General features: G+C 45.0%; 16 protein-coding genes. 5 read left to right on the top strand and 11 right to left on the bottom strand.

Features of this window, described 5'->3' with window-relative positions:
• The first annotated feature begins 20 nt into the window (after positions 1-20).
• Entirely contained in the window at positions 21-2357 is a 2337-nt protein-coding gene (locus H8744_RS07245; RefSeq protein ID WP_305067460.1) for a glycoside hydrolase family 3 N-terminal domain-containing protein, read from the top strand.
• A 281-nt stretch (positions 2358-2638) separates the two neighbouring features.
• A complete protein-coding gene (locus H8744_RS07240) occupies positions 2639-3988 on the top strand; it encodes a glucoamylase family protein (protein WP_262434209.1) in 1350 nt (449 codons plus the stop codon).
• A gap of 229 nt (positions 3989-4217) precedes the next feature.
• Here the strand turns inward: H8744_RS07240 and H8744_RS07235 are convergent, their stop codons facing one another.
• The 5 genes from H8744_RS07235 to H8744_RS07215 all read right to left on the bottom strand — a co-directional run bounded on the left by H8744_RS07235 (position 4218) and on the right by H8744_RS07215 (position 9443).
• Positions 4218-6038 (bottom strand): glycoside hydrolase family 2 protein, encoded by a 1821-nt coding sequence (locus H8744_RS07235; RefSeq protein WP_262434208.1) that lies wholly within the window; start codon positions 6036-6038, stop codon positions 4218-4220.
• 125 nt (positions 6039-6163) lie between these two features.
• Positions 6164-7126, bottom strand: a complete 963-nt coding sequence (locus tag H8744_RS07230) for a family 43 glycosylhydrolase (RefSeq protein WP_262434207.1) — start codon at positions 7124-7126, stop codon at positions 6164-6166.
• 84 nt (positions 7127-7210) lie between these two features.
• The gene (locus H8744_RS07225) at positions 7211-7381 is read right to left on the bottom strand and encodes a hypothetical protein (RefSeq protein WP_262434206.1); all 171 of its coding nucleotides are present in this window, start codon (positions 7379-7381) and stop codon (positions 7211-7213) included.
• A 64-nt stretch (positions 7382-7445) separates the two neighbouring features.
• On the bottom strand, positions 7446-8507 hold the full coding sequence (gene buk / locus H8744_RS07220) for a butyrate kinase (RefSeq protein WP_262434205.1): 1062 nt from the start codon (positions 8505-8507) through the stop codon (positions 7446-7448).
• Between the two features lie 27 nt (positions 8508-8534).
• Positions 8535-9443, bottom strand: a complete 909-nt coding sequence (locus H8744_RS07215) for a phosphate acyltransferase (RefSeq protein WP_262434204.1) — start codon at positions 9441-9443, stop codon at positions 8535-8537.
• 167 nt (positions 9444-9610) lie between these two features.
• Between H8744_RS07215 and H8744_RS07210 the strand changes: the two genes are divergently transcribed.
• The 3 genes from H8744_RS07210 to H8744_RS07200 all read left to right on the top strand — a co-directional run bounded on the left by H8744_RS07210 (position 9611) and on the right by H8744_RS07200 (position 12076).
• Positions 9611-10522 carry a S66 peptidase family protein gene (locus H8744_RS07210; RefSeq protein ID WP_262434203.1) on the top strand — a complete coding sequence of 304 codons (912 nt, stop codon included), beginning with the start codon at positions 9611-9613 and terminating at the stop codon, positions 10520-10522.
• Positions 10523-10595: 73 nt separating this feature from the next.
• Entirely contained in the window at positions 10596-11597 is a 1002-nt protein-coding gene (locus H8744_RS07205; RefSeq protein WP_262434202.1) for a M20 family metallopeptidase, read from the top strand.
• 50 nt (positions 11598-11647) lie between these two features.
• Positions 11648-12076: a SufE family protein gene (locus tag H8744_RS07200; RefSeq protein WP_262434201.1), complete on the top strand. Its 429-nt coding sequence runs from the start codon at positions 11648-11650 to the stop codon at positions 12074-12076.
• A 90-nt stretch (positions 12077-12166) separates the two neighbouring features.
• On the opposite strand, the gene H8744_RS07195 is transcribed toward H8744_RS07200, so the two are convergent.
• The 6 genes from H8744_RS07195 to H8744_RS07170 all read right to left on the bottom strand — a co-directional run bounded on the left by H8744_RS07195 (position 12167) and on the right by H8744_RS07170 (position 16658).
• Positions 12167-12379, bottom strand: coding sequence for a helix-turn-helix domain-containing protein (locus H8744_RS07195; RefSeq protein WP_262434200.1), 213 nt, complete (start codon positions 12377-12379; stop codon positions 12167-12169).
• 20 nt (positions 12380-12399) lie between these two features.
• Positions 12400-13044, bottom strand: a complete 645-nt coding sequence (locus tag H8744_RS07190; RefSeq protein WP_262434199.1) for a DUF2975 domain-containing protein — start codon at positions 13042-13044, stop codon at positions 12400-12402.
• 13 nt (positions 13045-13057) lie between these two features.
• A complete protein-coding gene (locus tag H8744_RS07185) occupies positions 13058-13714 on the bottom strand; it encodes a DUF2975 domain-containing protein (protein WP_262434198.1) in 657 nt (218 codons plus the stop codon).
• A 7-nt stretch (positions 13715-13721) separates the two neighbouring features.
• Entirely contained in the window at positions 13722-14540 is an 819-nt protein-coding gene (locus H8744_RS07180) for a CPBP family intramembrane glutamic endopeptidase (RefSeq protein ID WP_262434197.1), read from the bottom strand.
• A 44-nt stretch (positions 14541-14584) separates the two neighbouring features.
• A complete protein-coding gene (locus tag H8744_RS07175; protein WP_262434196.1) occupies positions 14585-15091 on the bottom strand; it encodes a DUF3836 domain-containing protein in 507 nt (168 codons plus the stop codon).
• 637 nt (positions 15092-15728) lie between these two features.
• Positions 15729-16658: a bifunctional riboflavin kinase/FAD synthetase gene (locus H8744_RS07170; protein ID WP_262434195.1), complete on the bottom strand. Its 930-nt coding sequence runs from the start codon at positions 16656-16658 to the stop codon at positions 15729-15731.

The following is a 16658-nucleotide window of genomic DNA, read 5'->3' as shown; positions in this document are numbered from 1 at the left end:
TGACTGTCACTTTCCTTGGAATGACAGCTCTACAGGCACAAAACGCACCGCTGGACATGGATCGTTTTGTCGATGCCCTACTAAAGCGCATGACTGTAGATGAAAAGATCGGGCAGCTCAATCTTCCCGTCACCGGAGAAATAGTAACCGGACAAGCCAAAAGTAGTGACATCGCCGGAAAGATAAAACGCGGTGAAGTAGGAGGTATCCTCAACCTGACGGGGGTAGAGCGCATCCGTGACGTACAGAAACTCGCAGTAGAGAATAGCCGTCTGGGCATTCCCCTCATCTTCGGGTTGGATGTGATTCATGGCTACGAAACCATCTTCCCCATCCCATTGGGACTCTCCTGCACTTGGGACATGAAGTCAATCGAGGAGTCCGCACGCATTGCAGCCATCGAAGCCAGTGCTGATGGTATCTCCTGGACTTTCAGTCCGATGGTGGATATCAGCCGTGACCCTCGGTGGGGACGTGTCAGTGAAGGTTCCGGTGAGGATCCTTTCCTTGGCTCACTCATCGCACAAGCCATGGTAAAAGGCTATCAAGGGAATAAACTTTCCGACCAACTGAAACGGGATGACGAGATTCTGGCATGCGTCAAGCATTTCGCTCTTTACGGGGCTGCCGAAGGCGGACGTGATTACAATACCGTGGATATGAGTCGCCAACGGATGTACAACGATTATTTCCCTCCCTTCGAGGCAGCCATAGAAGCCGGTGTAGGCAGCGTGATGGCAGCTTTCAATGAAGTAGACGGTGTTCCTGCCACAGCCAGCAGATGGTTGATGACGGACGTGCTTCGCGACCAATGGGGATTCAACGGCTTTGTCGTTACTGACTATACAGGCACCATGGAAATGGTGGATCATGGTATCGGTGATCTTCAAACCGTTACCGCACGCGCCATCAATGCCGGTGTAGACATGGATATGGTCAGCGAAGGCTTTGTCAGCACTTTAAAGAAATCCATTCAGGAAGGAAAAGTCTCGATGACGACGCTCAACACGGCGTGCCGCCGCATCTTGGTAGCCAAATACAAGTTAGGGCTGTTTCAAGACCCTTATAAATACTGCAACCCGAAACGTCCCGCACGTGACATCTTCACCCGCGAACATCGCGATGTGGCACGTCGTATTGCCGCAGAAAGCTTTGTCTTGCTTAAGAACGATGCGCCTGCCAATAGCCCGCACCCGGTATTGCCGTTGCCCCTTCAAGGGACAATTGCCGTCATCGGTCCGTTGGCGGATACACGTTCGAACATGCCCGGAACTTGGAGCGTAACTGCCGTACTCGACCGGTCTCCTTCACTCATCGAAGGTCTTCGCGAAATGGTAAACCGCATGGATGAGATGCCATTGAACCAACCAGGGGGACCCTGGTACCTCCCGCTGATGACAACCGAAGCAAACATCAACCTGCTTTATGCCAAAGGCAGCAATCTCGTTTCCGATGCAGCTTATGAGGAACGTGCCACCATGTTCGGCCGTTCATTGCACCGTGACAACCGTACCGACCAGCAGTTGCTTGACGAAGCACTCGCTACGGCAAAGAAGGCGGACATCATCGTGGCCGCTTTGGGCGAATCATCCGAGATGAGCGGTGAAAGCAGCAGTCGTACCAATCTGGAATTGCCGGATGTGCAGCAGACACTGTTAAAGGCCCTGGTTGCTACCGGCAAACCTGTCGTTCTCGTTCTTTTCACCGGGCGACCGTTGATTTTGAACTGGGAACAAGCGAATGTACCTGCCATATTGAATGTATGGTTTGGTGGAAGCGAAGCAGCTTACGCCATCGGTGACGTTCTTTTCGGACGCTTCATTCCGGGTGGCAAACTGACGATGACTTTCCCGAAGAGCGTTGGGCAGATACCGTTATATTATGCCCACAAGAACACCGGACGTCCACTGAAAGACGGCAAATGGTTCGAGAAGTTCCGTTCCAACTATCTGGATGTGGACAACGATCCGCTTTATCCTTTCGGCTACGGATTGTCTTATACTACTTTCTCTTTCAGCGATGTGCAGTTAAGTAGCAATCAACTGCCGATGACAGGCTTGATTACCGCCTCCGTCAACGTCACCAACACAGGTGAATATCCCGGAACGGAAGTCGTACAATTGTATACCCGCGACCTTGTAGGAAGCGTCACCCGTCCGGTCAAAGAATTGAAAGGCTATCAGAAAATATTCCTGAAGCCCGGAGAAGCACAGACCGTCACCTTCAATATCTCCCCGGAGATGCTCAAGTTCTACAACTACGACCTGAAATACGTAGTCGAACCGGGCGATTTCCAAGTGATGATCGGACCTAACAGCCGGGATGTCAAGTTGGCGCAGTTCACATTAACCAAATAGAGAAGTGGCGTATCTTGAACAAAGCCGTGTCTGAAAGCAAAGAGGCAACGGCTTTGTTTAAGATCTTGTAATCATCTATAGTATTAATCGTAGTGCTTCGATGCCTTTCTCGCAACCTTCCTCTATTTATCCCGTAGGGAGAGCATGTTAGACATCCCCATGTTTCGCAGTGAAACATCCCCATGTTTCGCAGTGAGACACCCCCATGTTTAACATAGGAAGGTTCTACTCAAAGCCTCTTTACCTTTAAACCAAAGTATTCATCCTTTAAGACTAACCATATGAAGTCAATAAACATCTATATACTCTCTGCCCTCCTGCTCCTTAGCATCTCCTCTTGCGGGAATAGTAAGAAAGCCGGGCAGAAGGAGTCAGCCTCACCGGCCGATACACTCACAACGGATGCCCTTTTGGACACCGTACAACGCAGAACTTTCCGTTACTTCTGGGACGGTGCCGAACCTAACAGCGGACTCGCGCCCGAACGTATCCACATGGACGGGATATACCCTGCCGGTGGTCCGGACGTAGTTACTTCCGGTGGGAGCGGCTTCGGTATTATGGCTATTCTTGCCGGAATCGACCGTGGTTACATATCCCGTGACGAAGGACGGACACGGATGGAAAAGATAGTATCTTTCCTCGAACGTGCCGACCGCTTCAAGGGAGCATCCCCACACTGGTGGTATGGGGCAACCGGCAAGGTAAAACCTTTCGGGAAGAAAGACAATGGCGGAGATTTGGTGGAAACAGCTTTCCTCATGCAGGGGTTACTTGCCGTCCATCAATATTACGTCAACGGTAGTAATCAAGAAAAAGTGCTGGCAGCAAGAATCGACAAGCTCTGGCGTGAAGTAGACTGGAACTGGTACCGCCGGGGGGATCAAAATGTGCTTTACTGGCATTGGAGTCCTGAATACGGCTGGGACATGGACTTCCCGGTACATGGCTATAATGAATGTCTCATCATGTATATCCTCGCAGCAGCTTCCCCTACGCATGGAGTACCTGCTACCGTTTATCATGATGGCTGGGCGCAGAACGGTGCCATCGTATCTCCGCATAAAGTAGAAGGCATCGAACTTCATCTTCGTTATCAAGGTACTGAAGCCGGGCCGTTGTTTTGGGCACAATACTCATTCCTCGGTCTCGATCCCGTTGGATTAAAAGATGAATATTGCCCGAGTTATTTTAACGAGATGCGCAATCTTACACTCGTCAACCGCGCTTACTGCATCCGCAACCCGAAACATTACAAAGGATTCGGTCCGGACTGCTGGGGGTTGACAGCCAGTTATTCCGTGAACGGATACGCAGCCCACGCACCGAACGAACGGGAAGATGCCGGAGTGATCTCGCCCACCGCTGCCCTCTCTTCCATTGTTTATACACCCGAATATTCCTTGCAAGTCATGCGTCATCTTTACAACATGGGCGACAAACTTTTCGGTCCCTACGGATTCTACGATGCCTTCAGCGAAACGGACGATTGGTATCCTCAACGTTATCTTGCTATAGACCAAGGCCCCATCGCTGTCATGATCGAAAATTATCGGAGCGGTCTTCTGTGGAAGCTCTTCATGAGCCATCCCGATGTGCAGGCAGGACTAAAGAAATTAGGATTCAAATGACGGGAGATAGGAAAACCGAGAAGGGAGAAGAAAGGTCTGTCAGAAAATTTAATGAGATTAAATGGTATCTTAAACAGGTGCAAATAGCGACTGACAGGAATAGTTTTTAGAACGAAACCAGTATCACATGTTCATCCTACATTTAAAAAAGCTGCCCCGGTAATCCGGGACAGCTTCACCAATCTTTTTCCTTAAATATAAATACTTATATACCACAGATAAACTAATTTCATTTATTCAACGAATCGACGATCTTTTTGTTGATAGCCTTTAGCTTCTGTTCATTCAATTTAATCACTTTTCTATCATAAGTCATCAAACCGTTCACTTCTACTTCGACATCCGTAGTCTGCGTATAAACAGCAGCCGTAAATCCGCGTGCTATCAGATCGTATAATTTATTGGCGTATTTGACATATTCATCGGTTACTTCATCTGAAGAATTGAACTGAACATAACCCCAGTTACGGTTCGGTTCCCAGATATGATCCTTCAAAACAAGACCAATACCACCATATTCACCCAAGACATTGGCACGTTGTGCATCATACAGATACATGTCGGGAGCAGGGTAGTTATGAAGGTCGAGCATATCACCGCAAGTATAATGATTGCCCCCACTGGCCGGATTCACAAGACGTGTGGGATCATATTGTTTTGTCCATTCCACAATCTCCGGAGTTTTAAATTGTCCCCATGCCTCGTTGAACGGCACCCATGTACCGATACATGGATAAGAATAAAGACAATCCATGATCTCTTTCCACTCTTTACGATAACATGCTTCAGACTCTGCCGAACGCTTCATCTCCGTTCCGTTAAAGTACTGGCGGTTCTGCCATTGAGGATTGCGGTCACCACTCGGCATATCCTGCCATACGATGATTCCTACCTGGTCACAATGTGTATACCAACGGGCCGGTTCCACTTTGATGTGCTTACGAATCATATTATAACCGAAATCTTTCGTTTTCTGCACATCATACAACAGTGCTTCATCCGTAGGAGCAGTATACAGACCGTCAGGCCACCATCCTTGATCGAGCGGACCGAATTGGAATTGTGGTTTGTTGTTCAATTCAAAACGTACGATGCCGTTGGCGTCACGCTTGGTTGAATATTTACGCATAGCAGTGTAACTGTTCACTTCATCCACCAGCTTGCCGCCATTCTTCAGAGCCACTTTCAAAGTATATAGGAAAGGAGAATCCGGACTCCACAGTTTTACATTTTCCGGCATTGCAACCTCAACCGTTTCTCCATTGATGCTCTTGCCTGTAGCTACCAACTGAGTTCCATCGAACACTTTCACTTCAACTATGTCAGAAGGATGAACATTGTCCGTGCTAACCTTGACCGACAAAGTATTCTTGTCGATATCCGGAGTCATACGCAGATCGGTAATATAATGATTAGCCACCGGTTCCAACCAAACCGTCTGCCAGATACCTGTTACGGGCGTATACCAGATACCCTCCGGACGTTTCACCTGTTTTCCACGAGGTTGATAACCATCGTCAGTTGGATCCCAAACTTTCACAACGAGTTTATTATCCCCCTTATTATTCAGCGCAGCAGTCACATCGAAAGCAAACGGAGTAAAGCCTCCCGTATGGCTACCGACCTTCACATCGTTTACCCATACATCCGTTTTCCAGTCCACCGCACCAAAGTGGAGCAACACTTTCTTATTTTTCCATGCCTGAGGTACATCGAAAGTACGTTGATACCAAAGTTCTTTTTCAGCTCCTACCGTTTTACCGACTCCAGAAAGCGAAGACTCTACGGCAAAGGGCACCAGAATCTGTCCATCGAAAGTGGCAGGCATTGCCGATTTACCAACTTCGGTAATCGCATAGTTCCAAAGTCCGTTCAGATTTTTCCAATCACTACGTTCCATAATCGGACGCGGATATTCGGGAAGTACATTTTTTACATCTATCTCTTCAGCCCATTTCGTCTTAATACGATCTCCGGCCGGCTTCCATTGCGCAAAAGTAGTTGTCGCACATAATGCTAATAGCAATGATAAATAAAAGTTTTTCTTCATGGTTTGATAATTTTGGGTTTTATGTCTGTGCAAAAATAAGGCTAAGTTCCATCTTTGAATGCAAGAATTTTGTCATTAAACAGTAATATTGTACCATTTTCAACTGTCAAACAACTAAAAAGGCTTTATTTCATATAAGGCAGCGAGTTTTTCCAGAACACACGTACATTGGAGAGCAGCCACGTTTTACCAAAGTCATTGTTCCCCTGATAAAACAAAAATGTCTTCCCATCCACGTCTTTAAAGATATGCGGGTGTCCGGACTCGCAATAATTCCATGCCCCCACATCTCCATTTGCAAGAAATGGCTTGTTCCCGATTTTTTCCCAATGAATGCCGTCTTTGCTCCTTGCCACACCGATTTGTTGCGGGCGGTTGTTATATGCGCCTGCGTAGAACATATAGAGTTCTCCATCCATCTGTACCACCGAAGGCCCTTCCACACAGGTTTCTTCCCAAGGGTATTCCGGTATGAGAATAGCTTTGTCACACGCTTCCGTCCACGCTTCCCGGTTGAAATCAGTCCCTTCTGAAGCAGTTGCTACGCCTATGATCTGCTTCACATAATCCGGAGTACGAGTGGCATAATACAAATAATACTTTCCATTGGCGAATACGACTTCCGCATCTATGGCACGCCCACAATTCCACTCATCTGCTTTGGGCGCAAATATAGGATTAGTCCGGTTACGAGTAAAGTTCACACCGTCCACTGACCAGGCATGGCAAATAGCATCCTTCTTGCCATTCCCGTAAGTCTGATAAAACAGATGAACCGTATCATTGCGTACCAAGGCACAAGGGGCACACAATCCCTTTGCTTCATAGTCAGCCATCGGTGATACTTCACCTTTCCGCTCCCACTTATGCAGGTTTTCACTTTCTGCCACACCAATCCCCCAGCCTAAATTATCTTTAGGAGGAATTGAATAATACATCAGGTATTTCCCGTGGAAAGATATTACATGAGGATCTTTAGAGAAGGGTACTCCCGTTCTGGACGTGTCGCCAAACCGCATGGATTGTCCTACCAAACTACAAGGCAATAGCCCTGTTATTACCAACAATAACAATTTACTAAAATTCATAATCAATCTATTTTTGTGTTCGATTTCTAACTAAAGATACTTTCATAATCGTATCTCTATTCTATATACTTCCTCGTTTTGTCTTCAATAGTCGTTCAGACGACCTAGGCAAAGGTAAGAAAAGTAAAGCAAAAATACTGTAAAAGACAAACAATAGATGTAAATCCTCCAATCAACCCCATCGACAACAAGAAAAGATGCCACCATGAACCCATCCTCAAAAGTCACACTTGCAACTTCCGGGAATCCGCTCATGATGGCATCCTCTTAAAAAATGATAGATACATGTATAGCGGAAGTCTCCTCCGACTTCACCCTATCACTTATATTCCGCAACCGGCAATTCTCCGCGCAAAGCTCCCAAAGCATTCAACGCAAGCGCTTCAAGTTCATCCTCTCCCGGATATACATACACCGGAGCCAAGAAAGAAATGTACTTTTCCAAGCGTGGGATAAGATACTCTGAGCGAGCAATACCTCCTGTCAACAGGATGGCATCGACTTTGCCATAAAGCGCGACTGCGGCTGCACCGATGCTCTTCGCCACCTGATAGATCATGGCATCCACCACCAGTTCCGCCTTTTTATCACCGGCCAGGATTGCATTCTCAATAGCGATCATATCCGTCGTTCCCAAATGGGCGGCAAGACCGGCCCGACCGGATATACGCTTCTTCAATTCGTCCTTGGTAAAACGGCCGCTGAAACAAAGGTCGATCAACTGCCCGGCAGGAAGCGTACCCGCACGTTCGGGAGAAAACGGACCTTCACCGTCCAACGCATTATTCACATCAATAGCACGTCCATGATCGTGGGCACCGATGGAAATGCCGCCACCCAGATGACAAATCACCAGATTCAAATCTTCGTATCGCGTATTATGTTCGCGGGCATGCCGTCTGGCAATGGCACGTTGATTCAGCGCGTGCCAGATGGTAATACGCGGCATTAACGGAGATCCCGTGATATGGGGAATTTCGTCCATCTCGTCCACTACACCCGGATCGGCAATAAATGCACGGCAACCGGGAAGCATCGATGCCAGTTCATCGGCAATGAGGCAGCCAAGGTTACAGGCATGGGTACGCATCGCATGGAGCGTATCCAGCCGCATCGCTTCGTTCACTTCATAAACTCCTCCGGGGATAGGTTTCACCAATCCACCGCGTCCAACAATAGCATCAAACTGAAAAGGAATCCCTTCCTTCTCCAATTCATTAAGTACAAGCGATTTACGAAACCCGAACTGATCGGTCACTTCGGCAAATGCGGACAATTCTTCTACCGAATGCTTGATATTGCGTACCAGCAATGGTTTCTCATCTTCATAAACGGCTATCTTCGTTGAGGTAGAACCGGGATTGATTGCAAGAATCTTCATAGTATGTCTATTTACAGGTTGGTATTTCTATTGACATGTCAGGCAGGCCATCGCCATGCTATAATATTTCGACAGACCAGTATCACTTCGTGACGGCAATACCACCGGGCAAATAGGACCTTGCAACAAACCTGCCATGTCGGCATTGGCAAAGAGTGCCACGGATTTATAGAATGCATTCCCCGATTCGATGTTCGGGAAAATCAGCACGTCAGCCTGTCCTTCGATGGGCGAAACTATTCCTTTGATGTTACCGCTAGCCTGTTCGCAAGAAGTACGCACATCCAACGGGCCATCAATGATTACATCTCCGAATTCACCGGCTTCGGCAAGTTCTACGATATTCACATAATCCAATGAATGGGGGAATTTGGCACTTACCTTTTCTGTGCAGTGAATCAATGATATACGCGGTTGCTCTATGCCGAAAGAGTGACAGGTGTGAATGGCGTACCAGATCATTTCAATGCGTTGTTGTAAAGTAGGACGGGGAATCACGGCAGCATCGGAAAAGAACAATAACTTATTATAAGTAGGAATCTGCATTACGGCCAGATGGGTCAACACCTTCCCTTTGGGGAGCAACCCTTTTTCTTTGTCGAGAATGGCATGAAGGAGATTATCCGTATTGATGATACCCTTCATCAGAATATCTGCTCCACCTTCACGTACGATGCGGACAGCTTCACGCGCCGCTTCATCCGAATCTTCAATATGGATGGTTTTCACATACTCCGGATACTTCTTCAAAGTAGGATACTTGTCGAGGATGGCCGAATCTCCGATCATCAGGAATTCTGCAATTCCTTCTTCCAAAGCACGGGCGATAGCATATTCTGTATTAGCATCGTTAGCACACACTACGGCTATTTTCTTCCGTTGATTCAACGTTTTCAGATGTGACGTCAGTTGATCAAAATTTCTAATAGGTTCCATAACGTTAGATTTTTAGCAAATATCTGAAAAATGATTGAGAAATACAGCATAGTATAGAAGAAAAATAACGTTGGGCGGTAACATTTTGTCATTAGAGCCAAAAAAACGGTAATTTTTTATGTTACCATGTCATGAATATGTACATTTGCAAAAAACAAGAACACTATATGGACAGTCTGATTTTTCCCTCTTATTTACTCGCAGGAGACAAAATAGCCATCGTGTCTCCTTCGGGCAAAATTGATAAGTCTTTTCTCAAAGGAGCCAAAAAGAGATTGGAATCCTGGGGATTTAAAGTCAGCATGGGGAAACATGCGGGTGGAGAGTCGGGACGATATGCGGGGACGATCCATCAACGCCTGAAAGACATGCAGGAGGCAATGGATGATCCGGATGTAAAAGCCATTCTTTGCAGTCGGGGCGGCTATGGAGCCGTACACCTGATCGACAAGTTAGACTTCACACATTTCCGCGAGCATCCCAAATGGGTAATAGGATTCAGTGATATCACCGCTTTGCATAATCTGATCCAGCATAATGGCATCGCTTCCCTCCATGCTCCTATGGCACGCCACATCACCGTTGAACCGGAAAATGATCCATGCTCGATGCATTTAAGGCAGATTCTCACGGGGACACTTCCCGAATATACCTGCGAAAAACATAAATTGAACCGTCAGGGAACGGCTCAGGGGATTTTAAGAGGTGGGAACATGGCAGTCTTTTACGGGCTGAGGGGTACTCCATACGATATTCCGGCGGAAGGAACGATTCTTTTTATCGAGGATGTGAGTGAACGCCCTCACGCCATAGAGCGCATGATGTACAATCTGAAACTGGGCGGTGTACTCGAAAAACTTTCCGGACTTATCATCGGTCAGTTCACCGATTACGAAGAAGACCGTTCGCTGGGTAAAGAGTTATACGGTGCATTGGCAGATTTAGTTAAAGAGTACGATTATCCGGTTTGCTTTAATTTTCCGGTGGGGCACGTCACTAACAACCTCCCTTTAATCAACGGAGCAACAGTGGAATTAACCGTAGGTAAAAAAGAGGTCGATTTAAGGTTCATTTGTTAATAAACCATGTAGACTATAATATACTACCGTGAAAATCATTACTTTTGCCGTTATAATAAAACAGTTATCCAAAATGAAAAAGAATAATATAATGTTGCTCACCGGAATATTGCTATTCTCTTCCTTCTCTTCTATTTCTTGCGGGAACAAAAGCAAAGCAACCGAAGCGACCGAAAAAGTAATAACCGTTCAGGTTCCTCCATTCGATGCAGACAGTGCTTATCAATATGTAAAAGACCAAGTGGATTTCGGTCCCCGTGTACCCAATACTCAGGCGCATGTAGATTGCGGCAACTACCTTGCCGGACAATTAGAGAAATTCGGTGCCAAAGTCACCAGTCAATACGCTGATCTCGTAGCCTATGACGGTACTCTTCTGAAAGCACGCAACATTATCGGCTCGTACAATCCGGAAAACAAAAAGCGTATCGCCCTCTTCGCCCACTGGGACAGCCGTCCGTGGGCAGACAATGATCCGGACGAAAAGAACCACTACACACCCATCTTAGGAGCAAACGATGGCGGTAGCGGTGTAGGCGTATTGCTCGAAATCGCACGCCAAATACAGCAGCAACAACCAGAACTCGGGATAGACATCATCTTTCTGGACGCAGAAGATTATGGCACTCACCAAGCTTATACCGGAGAACACTCTGAAGAATCCTGGTGTCTGGGAGCGCAATATTGGGCACGCAATCCGCACGTGCAGAACTACAACGCACGTTTCGGAATCTTACTCGATATGGTAGGCGGACTGGAACCAACCTTCTACCGGGAGTCCATCTCCGAACGTTATGCCAAAGACATCAACCGGAAAGTGTGGAAGAAAGCAAAAGAATTGGGTTACGGAAAATATTTCATCGACGAAGTGCAAGGCGGTGCAACTGACGATCATCTGTTTATTAACAGAATAGCAGGTATCAAAACCATCGACATCGTTCCTAGCGACCCCGAAGCCGAATATAGCTTCGACCCCCACTGGCATACGGTGAAGGATGATATGGACAATATCAACCGAAATACGTTGAAGGTAGTGGGACAAACTGTGATGGAGGTTATTTACAATGAGAAGTGACCCCTATTCCAACGCTGAAGTATAAAAAGTAAATAGAAAAATATAGCACTATGTCAATTAATGAATTACAAGATGAAGTGATTGCTGAATTCAGCGATTTCGATGACTGGATGGATCGTTACCAGTTGCTTATTGATTTAGGAAATGAGCAGGAACCGCTTGACGAGAAATATAAAACAGAACAGAACCTAATTGAAGGTTGCCAAAGCCGCGTCTGGTTGCAGGCAGACGAGGAAGACGGCAAACTAGTGTTCAAGGCAGAAAGCGATGCCTTGATCGTAAAAGGGATCATCTCCTTATTAATAAAGGTACTCTCCGGCCATACTCCCGATGAAATTCTAAATGCAGACCTTTACTTCATCGACAAGATCGGATTAAAAGAACACTTGTCTCCCACCCGGAGCAACGGTTTACTTTCGATGGTTAAGCAGATGAGGCTTTATGCGCTGGCATTCAAAGCAAAAGACAACAAGAAATAAGATACTGCCCGAAAGAAGAAAAGAGATAGAAAGCATCCGGTTTTCTATCTCTTTTGCCAACGGATTGGCATTAACCTAGCTCTTGAAAGATTATCCCTCCCCTTCCCTGAATTCCAGAATATCACCAGGCTGACAGTCCAGCTCCTTACAAATAGCTTCCAGTGTAGAGAACCGGATAGCTTTCGCCTTTCCCGTTTTCAGGATAGAGAGATTGGCAGGGGTGATATCAATCTTCTCAGCCAATTCGCTCAAAGAGATCTTCCTTCGAGCCATCATTATATCAAGGTTTACTATTATAGCCATAATTTCATTTCGGTTTTAGGTTAAATGGTCAATTCCTGTTCTTCCTGTAATTTCACCCCTAATGCAAATATCTCAGCAAAAAGGCACATCAGAAACATGTCACTCCAACTAACGGCAAATTCATAATTGCCCACCACGTATCCCGGCATTATCGTCTGACTCGCCACACAGCGATAGCATACCCAATCACAAATCGAGCTAACTGCAATTATACCGTAATTAGTGTATACGAAGATGCGCAACCGGCGGGCATTCTTGCGGGTAAATATTTCATGCTTAAATACAGAGATCAGTAATTTGATAAAGTTAACGATTCCCCAAATGGCAAGCGGCAGGGCGATTAAAAAAAGGAAACTGACCCAAGCCATCCACATAGGCAGCCAACCGCATACGACCACCTTTCCTACTCCATAAGGAATCTGTGTATCCAAATACGTATTCTCCAAGGTATCCAATGCCAATTTGTCTTCCACTGGAACCATATTCAGTGATTGCACAATAGTAAATGTCCGGTGATCTCCATCAATCGATTTCCCGACTACCTCCGTACTTTGTTTTACGATGCCGCTCAAACTTTTATAGCCCCATAAATCCACAAATGCAGATACAAACTCCACCGCGATAAACAATAATGTTATAATAGCTAAAATACTAATCTTTTTCATTCAAAAATCTCCTTTAAATCGTCAACTCTTGTTCTTCTTTCATCTTTAACCCAATAGCGAACACCTCACCGACTACCAACGAGACAAGCCCCAGTACCAATGTCAATTTAGAAACAAGACAAGACAAGTTCAGAGAATAACCGGGAATCGAAAAAACACCGGACAATTCATAGATAGAAATATAATTAGGTATAGCCTCACAAAGGAAATTAAGGATTAAAAAAGCTCCCAGCCAGCGAAGCCGGTGAACATTCTTCCAATTGAAGATATCGGACTTATTGATGGCAACAATCAGCCAAAAGAAAAATATAACCGAAAGAATCATCGAAAAGATACCTATAGTGTTGAATAACATGGTGAGAAATTTCAACCAAATGTTAACAGGGGTCTCTACGCCTACAAGCATTTTCCCATAGATAGCCGGTACGTATTCACCGGACTTCTCATTGAACACTGAATCCGTCCGTTCGGTAAAATCATCAGGGAATAAGGCAACAGATCTTATGTTACTTATCCAAGCTAATTCCTTTTTATCTTTATCGCTTACCGAATTCATCCCAGCTTGAAATCCTGCCATAAATGCATTGCCAAAATAATAAGCAGATTCAAATACTGAATAGCAAAACACTAACATCACTAGCAAACAGAGTATATTCAATCTTCTTTTCATGGATTGGTCAATCATTATTAGTTACTACTTCTACATTCTCTCCTTTTTTCCAAGAATATGCTATCGTTGTCCGTTTCATCAGTTGGTAGCAAAGCACCAATACCACAGTACTTATGGCGACAATCAGCAACTGCCCCGGTATACCTACAATCGTATTCACATCTTCCGCATCGGGATATTTCATGTTGATATAGACCGAAAAACCATTGTTCAGGACATGCATCAGAATGCATGGAACCAAACTGGCTGTCTTATAATAAACCCATGCAAACAGGATTCCCAACAAAAATGCGGGAACAACCTGAGCCGGATTGATATGAAATATTCCAAAGAAGAACGCAGAAATGAGAATTGCTTTTTTCGGATCGTACTTCTGAAGAAGCGCTTTCGTAATGGCTCCGCGAAACAATAATTCTTCCAAAACCGGGCCAATCACGGCAATGGTCAGTATACCGGTCCAACCGGATTGTAAGATATCAAACACATTCTCCATTATATTGGGTAGCCACGTAACATAGGACATTAAAATGGAGATTAAAGCAACGGCTGCAAAAAGAATAAGTACGCTCAACCCCATGTAGGAAGGAGATACGATAGTCCATGTGACCCGTTCCTTACTAATATATCCGTCTTTCCACAGGTAAACCGCCATCAACAGGATACCGGTCAATTGGGCCGGAATGATAATCATCTGCATCAATGCCTCACGGTCAACAGTTCCGGTGGTTGCTATCATATAAATGACGCACGGAATTGTTACCAGGATAGGTGCAATGATCTGCAAAATTCCAAAATATATCAATACTAATTGTATGGCAGTTTTCATTCTTAACTGATGTTGATGTTAAAAGGATTACAAAGATAAATGTTTTAATTCATACTATCAGTGTTCCCGGCAAGGTAATCTTCCAAAAGGAAATGTTGGTCAATCTCCCAATTACCAATTTTCCGGTTCCACTTATAAGATTCATAAGAGAGGACATCATTCTCTAATCCTTTGTTATAAACAGCTTTTTGAAAATTCAGGGAGTAGGTCTGAGATTTACTGTCCCATGCGGCATATTCCACTACCGAATCATTCCCTACCTCGGAAAGAGTAGTTAGATAATAAGGCATCCATTTCCTTTCGCCGGCATTCCAGCGGTATGCCTTTTTCTGGATGGAATTGTTTTTATCATCCTTGGCATATTCATATTTCAGCTTCGGAGTCAGATACCTGCCGGTTTCGTCCACTGTATAAACAAATTCAGTATTACCGTCCTTGTTATATACATACTTAGAAGAGGACTGCGCATTGGCAACAGTTGAACACAAAAACAGGGCTAACATCGAGATTGATACGATCAACATCGAAATGCTCATAAATGACTTTTTCATACGACTATCTTTTTTAAATTGTTATTCAATGATTATTTATCGTTTTTCGATATGCAAAGAAAGATATTATTTTCTAATCGCCAAAGCTTTTCGATAAATATTTATCGAATAACAATAAAATAATCATGTAATTCGATATTTTCTTCTCTTTTTTCGATAAAAAAGAGAGAAAAGATGCTTAACAGCATAATATCAAGGGAAGAATAAAAGCCGGAAAAACTATTTTCCAACAGAAGAATGAGAGTATACTAAAAGCGAATCCAAACGTTTCTCATAAGAATATTCAAGCTATTTGTTCCAGAAGGGCTTCGTTTATAGAAGCCATCTATTTGGAACTCTATATTTCGGGATTCATAGAAACTCGAAGAAACGCACGGTGTATTAGCTTAGCCATGCCAATGCATTGCTTTTGCAGCATCACTGCAATGCCTTTGCAGTAACACTGCAACGCTGATGCAGTACTACTGCAATGCTGATACAGCGGTGCTGCACCCCCTTTGCAGTGATGATGCAAAAGTGATGCAATATGACTGCAGTAATAAGCACTTGTATGATAATATATTAACCTTGATCATGGGATAAGAGAAAAGAAGAGGCAATAAGATTGGTAAGGAATTAAAATCCCTTTAGAAAAGGATTATCTTTTGGCAAACAGCCGTTCCACCTCTTCCTGATCTTTAAACAGTTGCGAAATCAAACCTTCTATTCCATCAAATTTTAATTCGGGACGAAGATACTTCACAAAAGAGATGCGTATATACTTATTATATATATCGGCATTGAAATGAAGGATGTTCACCTCGATGCTGCGATTATCGCCATTATTCAAGGTAGGACGGTGTCCGATGTTCAACATCCCGTCATATACATTTCCGTCAAAACTCACATGTACGGCATACACTCCATCCGCAGGAACTAACTTTTCAGGATCATCCACCCCTAGGTTGGCAGTTGGAAAACCGATCTTGCGCCCTACCTGATAACCTCCTACCACGATCCCATCCAAAAAATAATCATAGCCCAGGCAAAGATCCGCCATTTGCACGTCACCCTTATGAAGACAATCACGGATAAGAGAAGAGCTGACATGGATGCCATCGAAAGTACGTGCATGGGCACGGATGACTTCCATGCCGATGGACTTACCATAACGGCAATAATCCTCAAACCCTTCACTGCGATTGTGCCCGAAACGATGGTCATAACCTATGACAAGGGATTGCACATTATAACGCTCTTTCAGTATATCCGTCATGAATTCCCGTGCCGTCAACCGCGCAATCTCAGGAGTGAAATCAAGCATTATACAATAATCGACCCCTGTTTCAGCCAGCAAGGTCAATTTCTCAGCTTCCGTAGTAAGCAGCTCCGGACGGAAATCCTTGCTTATCACCTTACGGGGATGAACGGGAAAGGTAATCAGTGCAGACCGTACCCCTTGAGCCACCGCCACTTCCTTTACCTGATCGATAAGAAAACGATGCCCCATATGTACCCCGTCAAAGAAACCGATAGTTGCTACACAGGCTTCGGGCAATGCTTCCGATATGTTACGAATGATCTGCAT

Source organism: Jilunia laotingensis, from assembly GCF_014385165.1.
Lineage (GTDB): Bacteria > Bacteroidota > Bacteroidia > Bacteroidales > Bacteroidaceae > Bacteroides > Bacteroides laotingensis.
The sequence above is the reverse complement of the archived record's forward strand: the minus strand, read 5'-3'. Positions and strand labels throughout refer to the sequence as shown.

Coding starts and splice junctions, on each gene's coding strand:
- H8744_RS07240 (WP_262434209.1), top strand. CDS start 2,639: ATGAAGTCAATAAACATCTATATACTCTCTGCCCTCCTGCTCCTTAGC.
- H8744_RS07185 (WP_262434198.1), bottom strand. CDS start 13,714: ATGAAAAGAAGATTGAATATACTCTGTTTGCTAGTGATGTTAGTGTTT.
- H8744_RS07180 (WP_262434197.1), bottom strand. CDS start 14,540: ATGAAAACTGCCATACAATTAGTATTGATATATTTTGGAATTTTGCAG.
- H8744_RS07170 (WP_262434195.1), bottom strand. CDS start 16,658: ATGCAGATCATTCGTAACATATCGGAAGCATTGCCCGAAGCCTGTGTA.
- H8744_RS07245 (WP_305067460.1), top strand. CDS start 21: ATGACAGCTCTACAGGCACAAAACGCACCGCTGGACATGGATCGTTTT.
- H8744_RS07225 (WP_262434206.1), bottom strand. CDS start 7,381: ATGAGCGGATTCCCGGAAGTTGCAAGTGTGACTTTTGAGGATGGGTTC.
- H8744_RS07230 (WP_262434207.1), bottom strand. CDS start 7,126: ATGAATTTTAGTAAATTGTTATTGTTGGTAATAACAGGGCTATTGCCT.
- buk (WP_262434205.1), bottom strand. CDS start 8,507: ATGAAGATTCTTGCAATCAATCCCGGTTCTACCTCAACGAAGATAGCC.
- H8744_RS07200 (WP_262434201.1), top strand. CDS start 11,648: ATGTCAATTAATGAATTACAAGATGAAGTGATTGCTGAATTCAGCGAT.
- H8744_RS07190 (WP_262434199.1), bottom strand. CDS start 13,044: ATGAAAAAGATTAGTATTTTAGCTATTATAACATTATTGTTTATCGCG.
- H8744_RS07215 (WP_262434204.1), bottom strand. CDS start 9,443: ATGGAACCTATTAGAAATTTTGATCAACTGACGTCACATCTGAAAACG.
- H8744_RS07235 (WP_262434208.1), bottom strand. CDS start 6,038: ATGAAGAAAAACTTTTATTTATCATTGCTATTAGCATTATGTGCGACA.
- H8744_RS07205 (WP_262434202.1), top strand. CDS start 10,596: ATGAAAAAGAATAATATAATGTTGCTCACCGGAATATTGCTATTCTCT.
- H8744_RS07210 (WP_262434203.1), top strand. CDS start 9,611: ATGGACAGTCTGATTTTTCCCTCTTATTTACTCGCAGGAGACAAAATA.
- H8744_RS07175 (WP_262434196.1), bottom strand. CDS start 15,091: ATGAAAAAGTCATTTATGAGCATTTCGATGTTGATCGTATCAATCTCG.
- H8744_RS07195 (WP_262434200.1), bottom strand. CDS start 12,379: ATGGCTATAATAGTAAACCTTGATATAATGATGGCTCGAAGGAAGATC.